The sequence below is a fragment of the Micromonospora sp. NPDC049047 genome, assembly GCF_040649135.1.
Lineage (GTDB): Bacteria > Actinomycetota > Actinomycetes > Mycobacteriales > Micromonosporaceae > Micromonospora.
Map to the genome: position 1 here is coordinate 525801 of NZ_JBEZEY010000001.1, position 13508 is coordinate 539308.

Genomic DNA, 13508 nt, shown 5'->3' on the forward strand with positions numbered 1-13508 from the left:
ACGCGGCCCCGGTCTTTACGGGGCGGGCGAGACCTTCGACTCAGGCTGTTGCAGCCGGGTCGAGGGCGCCCCCGTACCTCCTCCCGGCGTGAACGGGAAGGATGTCATGGAGGGATTTTTCGCCGCGCTGGTGATCAGCTTCGGCGTCATCTTCGTCGCCGAACTGGGGGACAAGTCCCAGTTGATGGCGCTCACCTTCGCCACGCGGTTCAAACCGATCCCGGTGTTGATCGGCATCACTGTCGCCACTGCGGTGGTGCACCTGGCGTCGGTGGCCATCGGCGTGGGTCTCGGTGCGGTACTGCCCACCGACTGGATCTCCCTGGTGGCCGGTGTGGCGTTCCTCGGCTTCGGCGCGTGGACGCTGCGCGGTGACAAGCTCACCGAGGAGGAGAAGCGCAAGGCGGAGAAGACGAGCAAGACCGCGATCGTGGCGGTGTCGGTGGCGTTCTTCCTTGCCGAGTTGGGCGACAAGACGATGCTCGCGACGATCACGCTGGCCACCAAGTACGGCTGGTTCGGCACCTGGCTCGGCTCCACCGTCGGCATGGTCGCCGCCGACGCGCTGGCCATCCTGGTCGGCCGTATGCTCGGTCGGCGGCTGCCGGAGAAGGCCATCAAATACGGTGCCGCGATCCTGTTCGCCATCTCCGGTCTCTGGCTGATCCTGGAAGCGGTGAACGAGCTGACCTGAGCGTCGACTAGCTGGCCGGCGGGCGGGTAACGGCCCGAGGTGGAGCCGGCCGAGCTGTTGCGCCAGGGCGACCAGGTGTTGGTTGCCGTCGTGGAGGTGGCCGGCGCGCTTGTCATCTTCGTCGGGGCGGTCTGGGCGGCGGTGCGGTTCGTGGTCGAAGGGGTACGACACCGCACCGCCGCCCGCTTCACGCCGATCCGGCTCTCGCTGGGCCGCTTCCTCACCCTCGGGCTCGAATTCCAGTTGGCCGCGGACGTCCTGCGCACGGCGGTGTCCCCGTCGTTCAACCAGATCGGCCAACTGGCCGCGATCGCGACGATCCGAACGGCGCTCAACTACTTCCTGGGCCGGGAGATCCGTCAGGAGCAGCGGCAGGTGGCCGAGGGCGAGAGCCGACCGTGACGGGAGTGCTGATCACGGTGGTCACCGCCCTGGCGTTGGTCGCCGGCGTGGTCACCGCGCTCAGCACCGGAGCGCTGCGGTCCGCCGTCCGGGTGCTGCTGGACCTGCTGATCGCCGCCGGTCTGCTCCGGCTCGCCGGCGATCCCGGGTGGCAAGTGCTGGCCGGCGCGGTGGCGATCATCGCCCTGCGTCAGCTGCTCGGGGCGGCGCTGGGCAGCGCACGGTCGTGGTCCGGGCGACAATCCCCGGCGCGCTGCGGCGGAGACGATCAGCACCTACCGTTGGCGGTGAGAGGCGAAACCGGGAAAGCGGGAGGGTGACCATGAGTCGGCACGACGAACCGAACGAGTACGGCTACGCCGGCGGCGCCACCGCTCCCGAGCCGCCGCCCGGTGGGAAGGCCGACGAGCAGGATCGCGTCGAGGCGATAGCGGTCCCGGGCGACGACCTCACCGAACCGGCCGCGGAGGCGCTTGTCGAGGAGACCGAGGACCTGCCGCCCGCCGAGCGTCGCCGCTGACCGGGCCGCCCGCCGGGTGCGCGGTTCGCCGGTCCGTGCGGCCACCACTCACCTGGCACCGACCGACGGGCCGCTGGTAGACGTCGGGCACGCCGGCGGAATCGCCGTTGCCGTTGCCGTTACCGGCTGGATCGCCGCCGGGCTCCCTGTCGCCGTTGCCGTTGCCGTTGCCGGCGGGATCGCCGTTGCCGTTGCCGTTGCCGTCGCCGTTGCCGTCGCCGTCGCCGTCGCCGTTGCCGTCGGGCCGCTCCCACCGCGCCAGCCGGCGGTGCCTGGCGGTGCGGCGGCCGCGCACCGTGGCGGCGGTCAGCCCGGCGCAGAGCTGGGCCAGCCGCGCAGCCCTGGCCCGCCCCCGGTCCCGGCGACCGCCAGGGGGATCAGCGCCGGCAGCGGCATGCCGCCGAGGGCGGCCACCACGGGCAGCGCGGCCGACGCGGATCGCGTACCCCACCGGCGACGAACTCCCGCTTGAGTCCAGACCCACCACGCAGAAGACCGCCCACCGGCCGTCCGCCGTCGTCCCACCGGCCACGGCCGGATCAAGGTGCCAGGGCGCAACCGCCGGGCCAGGGCGCAACCGCCGGGCCAGGGCAGTCAACCGCCGGGCCGGGTGTACGAGTCGGACCAGGGCGAGTTGCCCCGGGGTGGTCGGACGGCAGGAATCCACTCGCCGACCAGGCTCACCGGCGCACCGCTGCCGACCCGGTTCCGGTTCCGGCCTGATGCCGACCGCAGGGGCCGTTCGGTCGGCATCAGAGCGGCGGTCGACTTTTCCCCCGATCTCGCCGCTGCCGAATGCCCCTCTGCCCGGTTGGTTATGCGGGGCGCACACCTGCCGACGCCAGAACTACCTAACTCCGGACATAAGCGGTAAAGCCCGCTTTAATGGTTTCACGAGTTACAGACGACCTTGGGGGTTTTCGTGAAGTTTTTTGGCGTAATCGGACCGATCCGGAGGCGCTCCTGATGGACCTGCTCCGCCAATTGCGTCACGTGCGTCGCCACTGGTGGGTCGTGCTGGTCACGGTCATGGTGGCACTGGGTGTCTCGGCGTTCCTGACCGTACGGGCACAACCCCGCTACGTCGCCTCGGTCACCTTCTTCGTCACCACCCCCAACGCCGGCGTCAGCGATGCCTACCAGGGTGGTCTCTTCCTCCAACAGCGGGTGAAGTCGTACGCCGACCTGCTCACCAGCGACCGGCTGGCGCAGAGCGTGGTGGCCGAGACCCCGGTGGGCCTCACCGCGGACGAGGTGCGTAGCCGGGTGAGCACCTCCACCGAGACCGGCACCGTCCTGCTGCGCGCCTCGGTCACCGACACCGATCAGACCCGGGCGCTGCGGGTGTCGGAGTCGCTCGCCGCGAAGTTCGTCGACCTGGTGCAGAAGGTCGAGACGACACCCGAGGGTAAGGCTCCGATCAAGATCGAGGTGGTGAGCGGCCCCCGGGTCACCGCCAACCCGGTCTCCCCGCAACCGGCGCGCAATCTCACCCTCGGCGGGCTGATCGGCCTGGTGCTCGGCGTCGGCCTGGCGATCCTGCGCGGCGTCGCCGACGTCCGGCTGCGGGACTCCGCCGGCCTGCAACGCGCCACCGGCAGCCCGCTGCTGGGCGAGATCCCGTTCGAGAGCAGCGCCCGCTCCGAGCCGCTCATCATCGGCGACGCGGCGACCTCGGCCCGCGCCGAGGCGGTGCGCAAGCTGCGGACGAACCTGCGCTTCGTGGACGTCCACGAGCCGGCCCGGGTCATCGCCGTGACCAGCGCGCTGCAGGGCGAGGGCAAGACCACGCTCTCCTGCAACCTGGCCATCGCGCTGGCCGAGGCGGGTTGGCGGGTGTTGCTTGTCGACGCGGACCTGCGCCGGCCGAAGGTCGACGAGTACCTGGGGCTGGACGCCGGGGTCGGCCTCACCGACGTGCTCGTCGGCGACGTGAAGGTCGGCGACGTGGTGCAGCGCTGGGGCGACAAGTCGATGCTGGTGCTGCCCAGCGGGTCGGCCCCACCGAACCCGAGCGAACTGCTCGGTTCCAAGGCGATGTCGGACCTGCTGCTGGCGCTGCGGGAGTCGGCGGACATCGTGATCATCGACACCGCTCCGCTGCTCGCGGTGACCGACGGCGTGGTCGTGGCCGTGCAGGCCGACGGTGCGCTGCTGGTGAGCCAGCAGGGCCGTACGTCCCGGACCCAGGTGGCCGCGGCGGCCCGCGCACTGCACTCGGTATCGGTCCGCCTGCTCGGCTGCGTGCTGAACATGGCCAAGGTGGCCAAGGCCGAGGCGTACCAGTACGAGGCCTACCGGGTGGTCGCCACGACGCCTCCGGCGTCGGTACCGGCGGAGCGGACGATGTCCGGCCGGCACAGCGACACCGCCACCGGGGTCAACGGCGTCGCCGACCACACCCAGGAACTCACCCGGCTGCCCCGATGAGCGCGGCGAGGGGTCGCAGCGACCGTTCGATCTCCTCGGCGCAGCGTCGGAAGTCGGCGGACGTACCGCCGATCGGGTCCCGAAGGTCGTCCGCGTCCGGGGCGGCGGGTTGCAGTTGTCCCCGGGCCCGCGCGACGGCGGCAATCGCCGCCCGCAACGGGTCGTCCGCCGGCTCGGCGGGCGGCTCGGCCGCCGCGGCCAGCCGACCGAACTGGCGCAGGGTGAACGTCCGATGTAGGGCGCTCGGCGCCAGCGCGGTGCAGATCGAGCGCTGGCGGCGGGTGGCGGTCAGCACCAGCGTCGCGTCGACGAGGTGTTCGGGTCGCAGAACCCGGGTCCGGAACGCCGACGCGGCCGCGTCGCTCTCGGTCGCCACCTCCAGGGCGTACGGGTGCATCGACAATCCGTCGAGCGCGTCGGTGCCGGCGCTGGCCACCGTGACGGGCCGGTCGGCCAGCAGCCGACGGGCCAGGTGCTCGGCCATCGGTGACCGGCACAGGTTGGCGTGGCAGACGAACAACACACGATCACCCATCGGTGCCCCTCTCGTCGGTGCGGACGCGCGCGGGCCCACCGGGCGAACGGTGCGTCGGTGCCGGCCGCGCGGGGAGGGGTTGTCGGAATCGTACGCGGGCCGTCCACCCGTTGCTCAGGGTGCCGCGCCGATCGCCGCCGATTCGCGGCGGATCGGAGCACCACAATGAAGATCGGCATTCTGTCCTACCACTTCCCGCCCGAGCCCGCGTTCATCCCCGGCAGCCTCGCCGAGGAGTTGGCCGCGCGCGGACACGAGGTCCGGGTGCTCACCGGGTTTCCGGACTACCCCGGCGGGCACGTCTATCCGGGCTGGCGACAGCGGTGGCACCACGAGACGCACAGCGAACGGCTTACCGTGCGCAGGGTGCCCCGCTACCCGGGGGGCGCCACCTCCGCGAGCGCCCGGATGGCCAGCTACCTCTCCTTCGCCGGCAGCGCGACGCTCGCCGCGCGCCGGTACTTCAACGACCTCGACGCGCTGTACGTCTTCCAACTCCCGGCCACAACGTTCGCCGCCGCCGGGGTGCTGCGGCTGCTCGGACGGGTGCCGACCGTGCTGCACGTCCAGGACGTCTGGACCCGCGACGGCGTCGACGAGGCGGGCGAGGGGGGCTGGGTGGCGCGGATGGGCAGCGCGATGACCCGGATCTACCGCTCCGCCGCGAGGATCGCGGTCGCGGCGCCGTCGATGCGGGACCTTGTCGTCGCCGCCGGCGCCGAACCGGACCGGGTCCGGCTGGTGCTCAACTGGACCGACGAGCGGATCTTCTATCCGGCGACGCCCGGCGCGGCCGCCCGTCAGCTGATCCGTCGAGACGGACGGTGCGTGGTCATGCACGCCGGCACGATCGGTCCGCGGCAGGGGCTGGAGACAGCGGTCCGGGCGGCCGCGGCGCTGGACCGGACGATTGACCTGGTCCTGGTCGGTTCCGGGTCGGCCGAGCGGCGGGTCCGCGGGCTCGCCGCCGAGTTGGGCGCGGACAACGTCCGCTTCGTGGAGCGCCGGTCGCCGGTCGACATGCCCGAGCTGTACGCCGCCGCCGACTATCAACTGGTCATGCTGCGTGACCTGCCGGAGTTGCGCGGCACGGTGCCCGGCAAGCTGCAGGCGGCGCTCTCCTGCGCCGCACCGGTGGTCGCGTCGGCCGGCGGCGACACCACCGAGCTTGTCGAACGGGTACGGGCCGGCCTGTCCTGCCCACCGGAGGACTGGGCGGCGCTGGCCGACCGGTTCTGGCTGGCCGCCACCATCCCGCCGCCGACGCGTACCGAGATGGGTCGCCGGGGGCGGGCGGCGTACCTGCGGGAGATGTCGCTGCCCGCCGGGGTGGACCGGATCGAGCGGCTGCTGCACGAGGCGGCGGGACGGGTCAGCGAGCCCGCCGGCGAGCTGAGAAGGAAATTCGCTTAAGGGGTCAAGAACCCAATAACGGTACGAAGTTCCCTGACGCGTGCTAAGAACGTCAGGGAACCGACCTTCTGTCCGGTTCTGCGAAACGGGAGTGTGGTGTGACGGAAAGCGAACGGCCGACCCGGCGGCGTAGCCGGTCCCGGCGTCGTCGGCGGGCGCGACTGCGTCGTGCCCTCCTCGGCGCACTGGTCGTCGGCTCGCTGCTGCTGGCGACCGGCGGTTGGATCGGCTTCCGCGGTTGGCAGGCGCGTACCCACCTGCTCAACGCCGCCGGCCTGGCTCGGGAGCTGAGCGCCCAGGTGGTGGGTGGGGACACCGACCGTGCCCAGCGGACGCTCGCCGCCCTACAGGAGCAGTCCCGCGCCGCTCGGTCGGCGACGGCCGATCCGAGTTGGCGAATCGGTAAGCGAACGCCGATCGCGGGCGACGATCTGGACGCCGTCCGCCGGATCGCCGTCGCCATCGACCAACTGGCCCGGGAGGCCTTTCCGACTCTGCTGCGTACGGATCTGACCAGCCTGGTGCCGACCAGCGGACGGCTGAACCTCGCCGGGCTCACCGCAGTGTCCACCGAGCTGACCGGGGTCAACGACTCGGTGCAGCGGACCCGCAGAGACCTGGCTGCGGTGCCGGCCGACCACCTGGTCAGCCAGGTCCGGCAGGCACTGACCGACCTGCGCGCCGAGATCGATCGACTGGCCAGCCTCACCACGGCCGCCGACCAGGGAGCCCGCCTCCTGCCGCCACTGCTCGGCGCGAACGGACCACGACGCTACCTGCTGGTCTCGCAGAACCTCGCCGAGCTGCGCGCCACCGGAGGCATGTTCGGCGCGTACGCGATGATCGAGGCCAACAACGGCGTGGTGAAGATGGGCAAGCAGGGCAGTAGTGCCTCGCTCGGCCGGTTCACCCCGGCGCTGAAGGTGCCGGCCGAGACCCGGGCGCTCTGGACCGACCTTCCGGGCATCTACCCCGCTGACGTCAACCTGTCGCCGCACTTCCCGACCGCCGCCACGCTGTACCGCGAGATGTTCCGGCGCTCGACGGGCATCACCGTCGACGGTGTGCTCGCCATCGACCCGGTGGTGTTGTCGTACCTGCTCAAGGCGACCGGCCCGGTACTGGTGCCCGGTGGTGTCCCGCTGGCCAGCGAGAAGGTCGTGCAGACCCTGCTCAACGACAGCTACCAGCGGCTGGGCCTACGACAGCAGGACGAGTTCTTCGCGGCGTCGGCCGCGGCGGTGTTCGACACCTTCTTCAAGAAGAATGTCAACCCTAGGGTGTTGTTGTCCGCATTTGACCGTGCTATCACTGAACGCCGGATATTGTTCTGGAGTGCCCGACCTGAGGAACAACGGACATTCGGTGCGAGCCGGATGGCCGGGACGCTTCCGGAACAGGACACCGTGCCGACCGTCGGCGTGTTCCTCAACGACGGCAGCGGCGCGAAGCTCGGCTACTACCTGCGGCCGACGGCAAACCTGACGGTCGGCGAATGCCGGCCCGACGGGCGTCGCGAGCTACGGCTGCGGGTGACCCTGCGCTCAACGGCGCCGAAGTCCGGACTTAGCGAATCCGTGCTCGGCCTCGGCATGGCTGGTGACCCGTACACCGTCCGAACCTTGGTGTCGATCTTCAGCCCGGCCGGCGGAGCGGTGCTCGAGGCCCGGCTCGACGGGGCCGAGACGGCAGTTGGCAGCGGCACCGAACGTCGCCGCCAAGTGGCGACCGCCAGCGTCGATGTCGCCCCCGGCGCCGAGAAGGCGTTGGAGGTCACCGTCCTGACGGCCAAGACCGGCGTCGGGCAGGCCGAGCTGTGGCTGACCCCCACCGCCAGCCCCTGGACCACCCAAGTTCATTCCGCACCAAGCTGTGACCAGTAGGAGGGAACCAATCATGCGGCTATCCCGCATCATCATGGCGCTCACGGTCGGTCTGGCCGTGGTGGCCGTGCCGACGGCGGCGGGGGCGGCACCGGCCCAACCGTCGCCCAGCGCGACCACTGACCCGCCCCAGCCGCCGCCGTACCCGCCAGCCGCAGCCTCACTGACCGTCAACCGGCCGACGATCTACATCGGCGAGACGGTCGTGCTGACCGGCACCGGCTTCGGCCCGAACGAGACAGTCGACATCTCCGTGACGGTCGCTCCGCTGGCCGCTCCGGCCGGCGGCCAGGCTCCGGCTCGCCGCAGCGACGGCAGCACCGTGGCGATGGCCCCGGTGGCCTACCAGGCGAGCGCGCCGCTGCACTTCACGGCGTACACCGACGCCCAGGGCCGGTTCACCAAGAGCTACAAGCCGTCGGTGACGGGTCTGCTGACCTTCACCGCCACCGGCCGGGAGTCCGGTCGTACCGCCAGCACCGAGCTGCGGGTGCTGCACAAGAAGCAGCCGCTGCCGGTCACCGGTGACAGCATCGGCACGCCCATGAAGCTCGGCGGCGGCCTGGTCGGCGCCGGAGCGGTAATGCTGCTGCTGACCCTGGCCTGGCGTCGCCGCCAGCGCCTCGGTGGAGCCGCGCACTAATCTCCACCCCACCGGGCCCGGCCCGGTACGCACCTGAGGCTGGCGCCCGTCGGAACCCTCCGACGGGCGCCAGCCTCTGTGGGCGGAGGATGTCCCGGCGCTGGGGGTGTCCGGTTCGGGATACGGGTTTCGGGGCATCGGTGTGCCGGGCCGTTACGTTCTGGGCGGTATGTCCGGGTCCGCCGGCTCCGCTGGGCTGTGACCGGGTGCACCCGTGGCCCGGAATCGTGGCCGGGCCGGGGTCGTTACACACCCTGACGATCGCAGCACCACCGCCCCGCCCCCGGGGCTGGAATGCGGGCCGAGGCCCGGTCGTTACAGTCCCCACGAACGACCACGCCGCGGCGGTGCCGATGGATGGGCCGCCCCCGGAATGACCCCGGCCCCCCGGTCGTTACACAGGGACCTGGCGCCGCGAGCCCCCCGCTCGCAGGCCGCCGACCCCCAAACTTTTCCCCCGTTTTTGCAGCGCCGGACGAGGTGCTCACATCCGCAGCCCTCAGGCGGGTGTCCTTACCCCCGAAGGAGCTTCCCCCATGACCACGATCATCCGTAAGAGCATGCTGTCCGTTGCTGGTCTCGCGTTCGCCGGTGGTGTGTTCGCCGGTCCGATCGCCGCCCACGCCAACCCGGTCGATGCCAAGCCCGCCGCTGCGGCGGTGCAGACCAGCGCGCCGAAGCCGCAGGGCGACCAGTCCCACATCTCCCTCAACGGTGAGCAGACCGCCAACGTCAAGGCGATCATCGCCGCGACGAAGAAGGCGGGTCTCCCCGAGCGGGCCGCCGTGATCTCGATCGCGACGAGCCTGCAGGAGTCGAAGCTGGAAAACCTCGGTCACCTCGGTGACAGGAACGACCACGACTCGCTGGGCCTGTTCCAGCAGCGCCCGTCCAGTGGTTGGGGTACGCCGGAGCAGATCACCGACCCCGCGTACTCGACGACCGCGTTCCTCAAGGGTCTGAAGCAGGTTGACGGGTGGCAGGACATGCCGCTGACCGAGGCCGCGCAGACCGTGCAGGTCTCGGCGTACCCGGACGCGTACGCCCAGTGGGAGCAGCAGGCCACCGACCTGGTCGGCCAGTACTGGAACAGCTGACCCCCACCGCACCACCACCGACCGTTGGCCGGCACCCCCCAACCCGGGGTGCCGGCCAGCGGCGTTTCCGGACTCGGCGTCGACCGTGCCTCGGGCGGGCCCGGTGTGACCCGGTCGGCGTTGACGGAGAAGCGCTGCGACGACGTGTGGGCGTGAGCGTACAGTCGGGCGGTGGAGCGTACCGAATCAATGCTGGCGCAGACCCGGCCACCTGGCGTGGCCGACGTGGATCCCGGCAGTGTGCTGTTGCCCGGCCACGACGTGCCGTTGGGTCGGTACACCACGGTGCGGCGGCTGTTGCCGCAGCGGGTCCGTCGGATGGTCGGGGCCTGGTGTTTCGTGGACCATTTCGGCCCGGACGATGTGGCGCAGCGACCCGGCATGGAGGTGCCGCCGCACCCGCACACCGGTCTGCAGACGGTGACGTGGTTGCTCGACGGTGAGATCCTGCACCGCGACAGCCTCGGCAACGTCCAGCCGATCCGGCCCGGTCAACTGAACGTGATGACCTCGGGAAACGGCATCGCCCACTCCGAGCGGTCGCCCGCCGTCCACCCGCCGGTGATGCACGGCGTGCAGCTGTGGGTGGCGCTGCCGGATCCGGCGCGGGCCGGGGCGGCAGACTTCGCGCACCACGCCGACCTGCCGCGTTGGCGCGACGGCGATCTGGATCTCACCCTGCTGGTCGGCGAGTTCGCCGGGCAGCGGTCGCCGGCGGTGGTGCATACCCCGCTGGTCGGCGTGCAGCTGGAATTGAACGGCGAGGCGCCGACGACGCTGGCGCTGCGGCCCGACTTCGAGTACGCAGTGCTGGCGATGTCCGGCGCCGCCGAGGCCGCCGAGGTGGGGTTCGAGCCGGGGGAGCTGCTCTATCTGGGCTCCGGCCGCCGCGAGCTGACGGTGCGCGGCGGTGCCGGGGCCCGGTTGCTGCTGCTGGGCGGTGCGCCGTTCGAGGAGCCGCTGGTGATGTGGTGGAACTTCGTCGGCCGCTCGCACGAGGAGATCGCCGCCGCCCGGGCGGACTGGATGGCTGGGGACGGACGGTTCGGCGTGGTCGCCGACGATGCGGCGCCACCGCTGCCCGCGCCCGCCCTGCCCACCACCCGCCTCAAGGCCCGCGACCGCTCCGGCGGCCTGCACGGCTGACGCCGCCCCACGGCGGACGCCCCACCGGCCCGCGCGCCACGGCTGACGCCCGCGCACGCGCGCCGGGTGTGACCGACGGTCGCGGGGGTAGTCGCCGGCATGCCGACCAGTCTGATCATGCCCGTGGCGGACCGGAAGCGCCTGGCACGCCGCCTTGCCGGCAGCGGGCGGGGCTTCGCCGAGCAGTACGGCTTTCGGGTGACGAACAACCCGGCGAGCCTGTTTCAGGTGCTCTACCTGGCGGTGCTGCTGGCCCGTCGGGGTGACTTCCGGCGGGCGTTGGACGGGGCGCGGGCGTTGCGCGACGAGGGCTGGGACAGCGCCGCTCGGCTGGCTCGTGCGCTGCCCGGGGACCTGGTCCGGGTGCTGCGCGCCGGTGGCCAGCGGGGCGACGTGGACGCGCTGGCCGATGTGTTGGGTGACCTGGCCCGCTCTGTGGTCGAGCGGTACCGGGGTGATCTGCGCCGCTTGCGGGCGGTGGCGCGGCACGACCCGGTCCGGGAGCGGGCGCTTCTGGCCGAGCTTCCGGGCGTGGACGGTCAGGTCGTCGAGTTGTTTCTCCGCGAGGCGCAGGCGCTGTGGCGGGAGGTGGCTCCGGTCGCCGACCGCCGGGCATTGGCCGCGGCCCGTCGGCTCGGCCTCGGCCGGTCGGCGGACGACCTGGCCGGCTTGGCCAGCGGCGAGTCGGAGCAGCTGGCCTGGCTGGTGGGGGCGCTGGCCCGGGTCGACCTGGAGCACCGGTACGCGGAGGTGACCGGCCGGCAGTGACGTGCCCTGGCCCACACTTCCCCAAATTCTGACCAAACGGAGGATGTTCTGTCGTATGGTTGGTCCCGGCAGTGCTGACCGCTCGGTTCGGGCGGGCATCCACCGCCTGGTGATCGCGACCGGTTCGGACGCGGTTCACCGCCTGGGCAGGCTTGCGTGGCGCCCTGGGTCGCGGTTCGTGACCAGGGGCGCCCGCCTGTCCCGGCCCTTCGTTCCGCCCGCCCCCGTGCCAACCCCGGGGCCGGCGCACCCCACTCAGCGGGCCAGACCGGCCAACAGGTTCACGGTCACCGCGATGATGAAGGCGCCGAACAGGTACGACACCATCGAATGCCGCAGCACGGTGCGACGCATCTCGTTGCTCGTCAGGTTGGTGTCGGAGACCTGGAACGTCGTGCCGATGGTGAACGCCACGTACGCGAAGTCGGAGTAGCGGGGCGGCTCGGCCTGGTTGAAGTTCACCCCGCCGTCCGGGCCCGTGTAGTAGATCCGGGCGTACCGGGCGGCGAACACGGTGTGCACCACGAACCAGGAGAGCACCACACTGAGTACGCCGAGGCCGCCGTGCGCCTCCCGGCTGAGCCCGGGTGGCGCGCTCTGGGCGCTGGCCACCACCAGCCCGACGGCCAGCAGACTGGCCAGGCAGGCGACGAGCAGCAGCGCGTCGCGGATCGCCCGGTTCGGGTCCTCGTGTACGGCCAGCCGGGCGGTCCGCTCGGCGTCCATCGGCCAGAGCTTGTGCCAGACCAGCACGAGCCAACTCAGCGCGCCCACGTCCCAGCCGGCGAGTGCGGCGAGCGGGAGGGGCAGCAGCAGCGCGAAGAGGCAGCCGGCGATGACGCCGACCACTGCCACCACGGCGAGTTGCGCCGCTGCCGGGAAGCCTACGTCCGGCGGTCGGGAGGGTCGGGATGCCGGGCCGGGCTGGGTCATCGGCGACGTCCCGGTGTCGCAGCCGTGGCCGTCACCGTCGGGTCAGATGCCGCGCAGGTGCTGCGAGACCCGGTTGTGCGTCTTGTCCCGGGCCTGCTCGGCGCGCTGCGCGGGCCCCACCTCGGGCGCGGCCTCGATGCCTGCCGACCGGGCCACCTCGGTGTCGTTGGCGTAGTCCACCGGCGGCAGGGCCCGCAACGCCTTCAGCACGTCCGGCGGGGCGCCCTCCCGTTCGGCCTCGCGGACCACGTCGTCCTTCGCGGCCGGGTAGTCCAGGCTCGACAGGTACTGCAGGACGTCGGCGTAGCTCGCCATGGCGTGGGCTCCCTCGGGGCATCGATGTGGTCACGACCGGCGGCGGTTACCCGTCCGCCGGCCGGTCACGCCCGACCGGCGGAGGAATCCCGGCGCCGTTTCCGCCTCCCCGCCGCGGGTACCCGCAGGCGCCGACGCGAGCCGAGGGAGTACGCGATGAACTACGACACCTTCGTCGATCAGGTTTCCCACCGCACCGCGACGTCCTCGGAGCGGGCGGTCGAGTTGACCCGTGCCGTTCTGGAGACGTTCGGGGAGCGGCTGACCGGTGGTGAGGTCCTGGACCTGGCCGCCCAACTGCCGCAGCCGCTGCAACTGGTGCTCAAGCCGAGCCCGAGCACCGAGCAGGCGGACCGGTTCGGGGCGGCCGAGTTCGTGGCCCGGGTGGCGTTGCGCGCGGGCGTGCGGGAGCCGGCCGCGCGGGACGCGGCGCGGGCGGTCTTCACCACCCTGCGGGAGGCGATCACCGGTGGTGAGTTCGATGATGTGGTCACCCAGCTGCCGCGTGACTACCGGGGTCTGGTGGAGCCGGCGATGGCGCCGGGGGCGACGCTGCGCCGGGGTTGACCGGGGCGCACACAGCTGTTTACCAGGGCAACCATTGATGTCCCGCTTGGCGTGGAGATCCGGCCTGGCCTAACCTTGTCGTGCGAGGGGAGTACTTCCCACGAACCATTCCGGTCAGTACGGCGCGCCCGGCGCGCCTCGGGTGGTTGCCCATCAGGTGAT

The 13508-nt window shown here is 71.8% G+C and carries 15 protein-coding genes and 1 pseudogene; 12 read left to right on the forward strand and 4 right to left on the reverse strand.

The features are described from left to right. The first annotated feature begins 106 nt into the window (after positions 1-106). From AB0B86_RS02280 to AB0B86_RS02295, 4 genes are read left to right on the forward strand one after another with little or no spacing between them, the layout of a single operon-like run. Positions 107-694, forward strand: a complete 588-nt coding sequence (locus tag AB0B86_RS02280; RefSeq protein ID WP_357407634.1) for a TMEM165/GDT1 family protein — start codon at positions 107-109, stop codon at positions 692-694. A 39-nt stretch (positions 695-733) separates the two neighbouring features. Further along, positions 734-1096, forward strand: a complete 363-nt coding sequence (locus AB0B86_RS02285) for a DUF1622 domain-containing protein (protein ID WP_357414925.1) — start codon at positions 734-736, stop codon at positions 1094-1096. A gap of 5 nt (positions 1097-1101) precedes the next feature. After that, on the forward strand, positions 1102-1416 hold the full coding sequence (locus tag AB0B86_RS02290) for a hypothetical protein (RefSeq protein WP_357414927.1): 315 nt from the start codon (positions 1102-1104) through the stop codon (positions 1414-1416). A gap of 2 nt (positions 1417-1418) precedes the next feature. After that, positions 1419-1616, forward strand: a complete 198-nt coding sequence (locus AB0B86_RS02295; RefSeq protein WP_357407628.1) for a hypothetical protein — start codon at positions 1419-1421, stop codon at positions 1614-1616. A gap of 327 nt (positions 1617-1943) precedes the next feature. Here AB0B86_RS02295 and AB0B86_RS02300 read toward each other — a convergent pair. Next, positions 1944-2252, reverse strand: a pseudogene (locus AB0B86_RS02300) (Na+/H+ antiporter NhaA); the annotation flags it as partial. Positions 2253-2582: 330 nt separating this feature from the next. On the opposite strand from AB0B86_RS02300, the gene AB0B86_RS02305 reads away from it, so the two are divergent. Then, the gene (locus AB0B86_RS02305) at positions 2583-4046 is read left to right on the forward strand and encodes a polysaccharide biosynthesis tyrosine autokinase (protein WP_357407626.1); all 1464 of its coding nucleotides are present in this window, start codon (positions 2583-2585) and stop codon (positions 4044-4046) included. Here the strand turns inward: AB0B86_RS02305 and AB0B86_RS02310 are convergent. After that, positions 4027-4581, reverse strand: a complete 555-nt coding sequence (locus AB0B86_RS02310; RefSeq protein ID WP_357407624.1) for a low molecular weight phosphatase family protein — start codon at positions 4579-4581, stop codon at positions 4027-4029. The genes AB0B86_RS02305 and AB0B86_RS02310 overlap by 20 nt on opposite strands. Positions 4582-4746: 165 nt before the next feature. Here AB0B86_RS02310 and AB0B86_RS02315 point away from each other — a divergent pair, with 165 nt between their 5' ends. From AB0B86_RS02315 to AB0B86_RS02340, 6 genes are all read left to right on the forward strand, one after another. Then, positions 4747-5994 (forward strand): glycosyltransferase family 4 protein, encoded by a 1248-nt coding sequence (locus tag AB0B86_RS02315; RefSeq protein WP_357407622.1) that lies wholly within the window; start codon positions 4747-4749, stop codon positions 5992-5994. Positions 5995-6092: 98 nt separating this feature from the next. After that, entirely contained in the window at positions 6093-7877 is a 1785-nt protein-coding gene (locus AB0B86_RS02320) for a DUF4012 domain-containing protein (protein WP_357407620.1), read from the forward strand. A 13-nt stretch (positions 7878-7890) separates the two neighbouring features. After that, positions 7891-8520: a hypothetical protein gene (locus AB0B86_RS02325; protein WP_357407618.1), complete on the forward strand. Its 630-nt coding sequence runs from the start codon at positions 7891-7893 to the stop codon at positions 8518-8520. A gap of 536 nt (positions 8521-9056) precedes the next feature. Next, positions 9057-9617, forward strand: coding sequence for a hypothetical protein (locus tag AB0B86_RS02330; protein WP_357414929.1), 561 nt, complete (start codon positions 9057-9059; stop codon positions 9615-9617). A 171-nt stretch (positions 9618-9788) separates the two neighbouring features. After that, entirely contained in the window at positions 9789-10763 is a 975-nt protein-coding gene (locus tag AB0B86_RS02335) for a pirin family protein (RefSeq protein WP_357407614.1), read from the forward strand. Positions 10764-10862: 99 nt separating this feature from the next. Then, a complete protein-coding gene (locus tag AB0B86_RS02340; RefSeq protein WP_357407612.1) occupies positions 10863-11531 on the forward strand; it encodes a hypothetical protein in 669 nt (222 codons plus the stop codon). Positions 11532-11786: 255 nt separating this feature from the next. On the opposite strand, the gene AB0B86_RS02345 is transcribed toward AB0B86_RS02340, so the two are convergent. Both AB0B86_RS02345 and AB0B86_RS02350 read right to left on the reverse strand, forming a co-directional pair. Continuing rightward, positions 11787-12464: a DUF1345 domain-containing protein gene (locus AB0B86_RS02345; protein ID WP_357407610.1), complete on the reverse strand. Its 678-nt coding sequence runs from the start codon at positions 12462-12464 to the stop codon at positions 11787-11789. Positions 12465-12506: 42 nt separating this feature from the next. Further along, the gene (locus AB0B86_RS02350; protein ID WP_357407608.1) at positions 12507-12779 is read right to left on the reverse strand and encodes a DUF2795 domain-containing protein; all 273 of its coding nucleotides are present in this window, start codon (positions 12777-12779) and stop codon (positions 12507-12509) included. 156 nt (positions 12780-12935) lie between these two features. Here AB0B86_RS02350 and AB0B86_RS02355 point away from each other — a divergent pair, with 156 nt between their 5' ends. Continuing rightward, the gene (locus AB0B86_RS02355) at positions 12936-13346 is read left to right on the forward strand and encodes a DUF2267 domain-containing protein (RefSeq protein ID WP_357407606.1); all 411 of its coding nucleotides are present in this window, start codon (positions 12936-12938) and stop codon (positions 13344-13346) included. Positions 13347-13508: the final 162 nt, after the last annotated feature.

What these genes read in the sequence shown, in the direction of transcription:
- AB0B86_RS02355 (WP_357407606.1), top strand. Translation starts at nt 12,936, where the DNA reads ATGAACTACGACACCTTCGTCGATCAGGTTTCCCACCGCACCGCGACG.
- AB0B86_RS02315 (WP_357407622.1), top strand. Translation starts at nt 4,747, where the DNA reads ATGAAGATCGGCATTCTGTCCTACCACTTCCCGCCCGAGCCCGCGTTC.
- AB0B86_RS02310 (WP_357407624.1), bottom strand. Translation starts at nt 4,581, where the DNA reads ATGGGTGATCGTGTGTTGTTCGTCTGCCACGCCAACCTGTGCCGGTCA.
- AB0B86_RS02350 (WP_357407608.1), bottom strand. Translation starts at nt 12,779, where the DNA reads ATGGCGAGCTACGCCGACGTCCTGCAGTACCTGTCGAGCCTGGACTAC.
- AB0B86_RS02295 (WP_357407628.1), top strand. Translation starts at nt 1,419, where the DNA reads ATGAGTCGGCACGACGAACCGAACGAGTACGGCTACGCCGGCGGCGCC.
- AB0B86_RS02305 (WP_357407626.1), top strand. Translation starts at nt 2,583, where the DNA reads ATGGACCTGCTCCGCCAATTGCGTCACGTGCGTCGCCACTGGTGGGTC.
- AB0B86_RS02330 (WP_357414929.1), top strand. Translation starts at nt 9,057, where the DNA reads ATGACCACGATCATCCGTAAGAGCATGCTGTCCGTTGCTGGTCTCGCG.
- AB0B86_RS02340 (WP_357407612.1), top strand. Translation starts at nt 10,863, where the DNA reads ATGCCGACCAGTCTGATCATGCCCGTGGCGGACCGGAAGCGCCTGGCA.
- AB0B86_RS02345 (WP_357407610.1), bottom strand. Translation starts at nt 12,464, where the DNA reads ATGACCCAGCCCGGCCCGGCATCCCGACCCTCCCGACCGCCGGACGTA.
- AB0B86_RS02325 (WP_357407618.1), top strand. Translation starts at nt 7,891, where the DNA reads ATGCGGCTATCCCGCATCATCATGGCGCTCACGGTCGGTCTGGCCGTG.
- AB0B86_RS02280 (WP_357407634.1), top strand. Translation starts at nt 107, where the DNA reads ATGGAGGGATTTTTCGCCGCGCTGGTGATCAGCTTCGGCGTCATCTTC.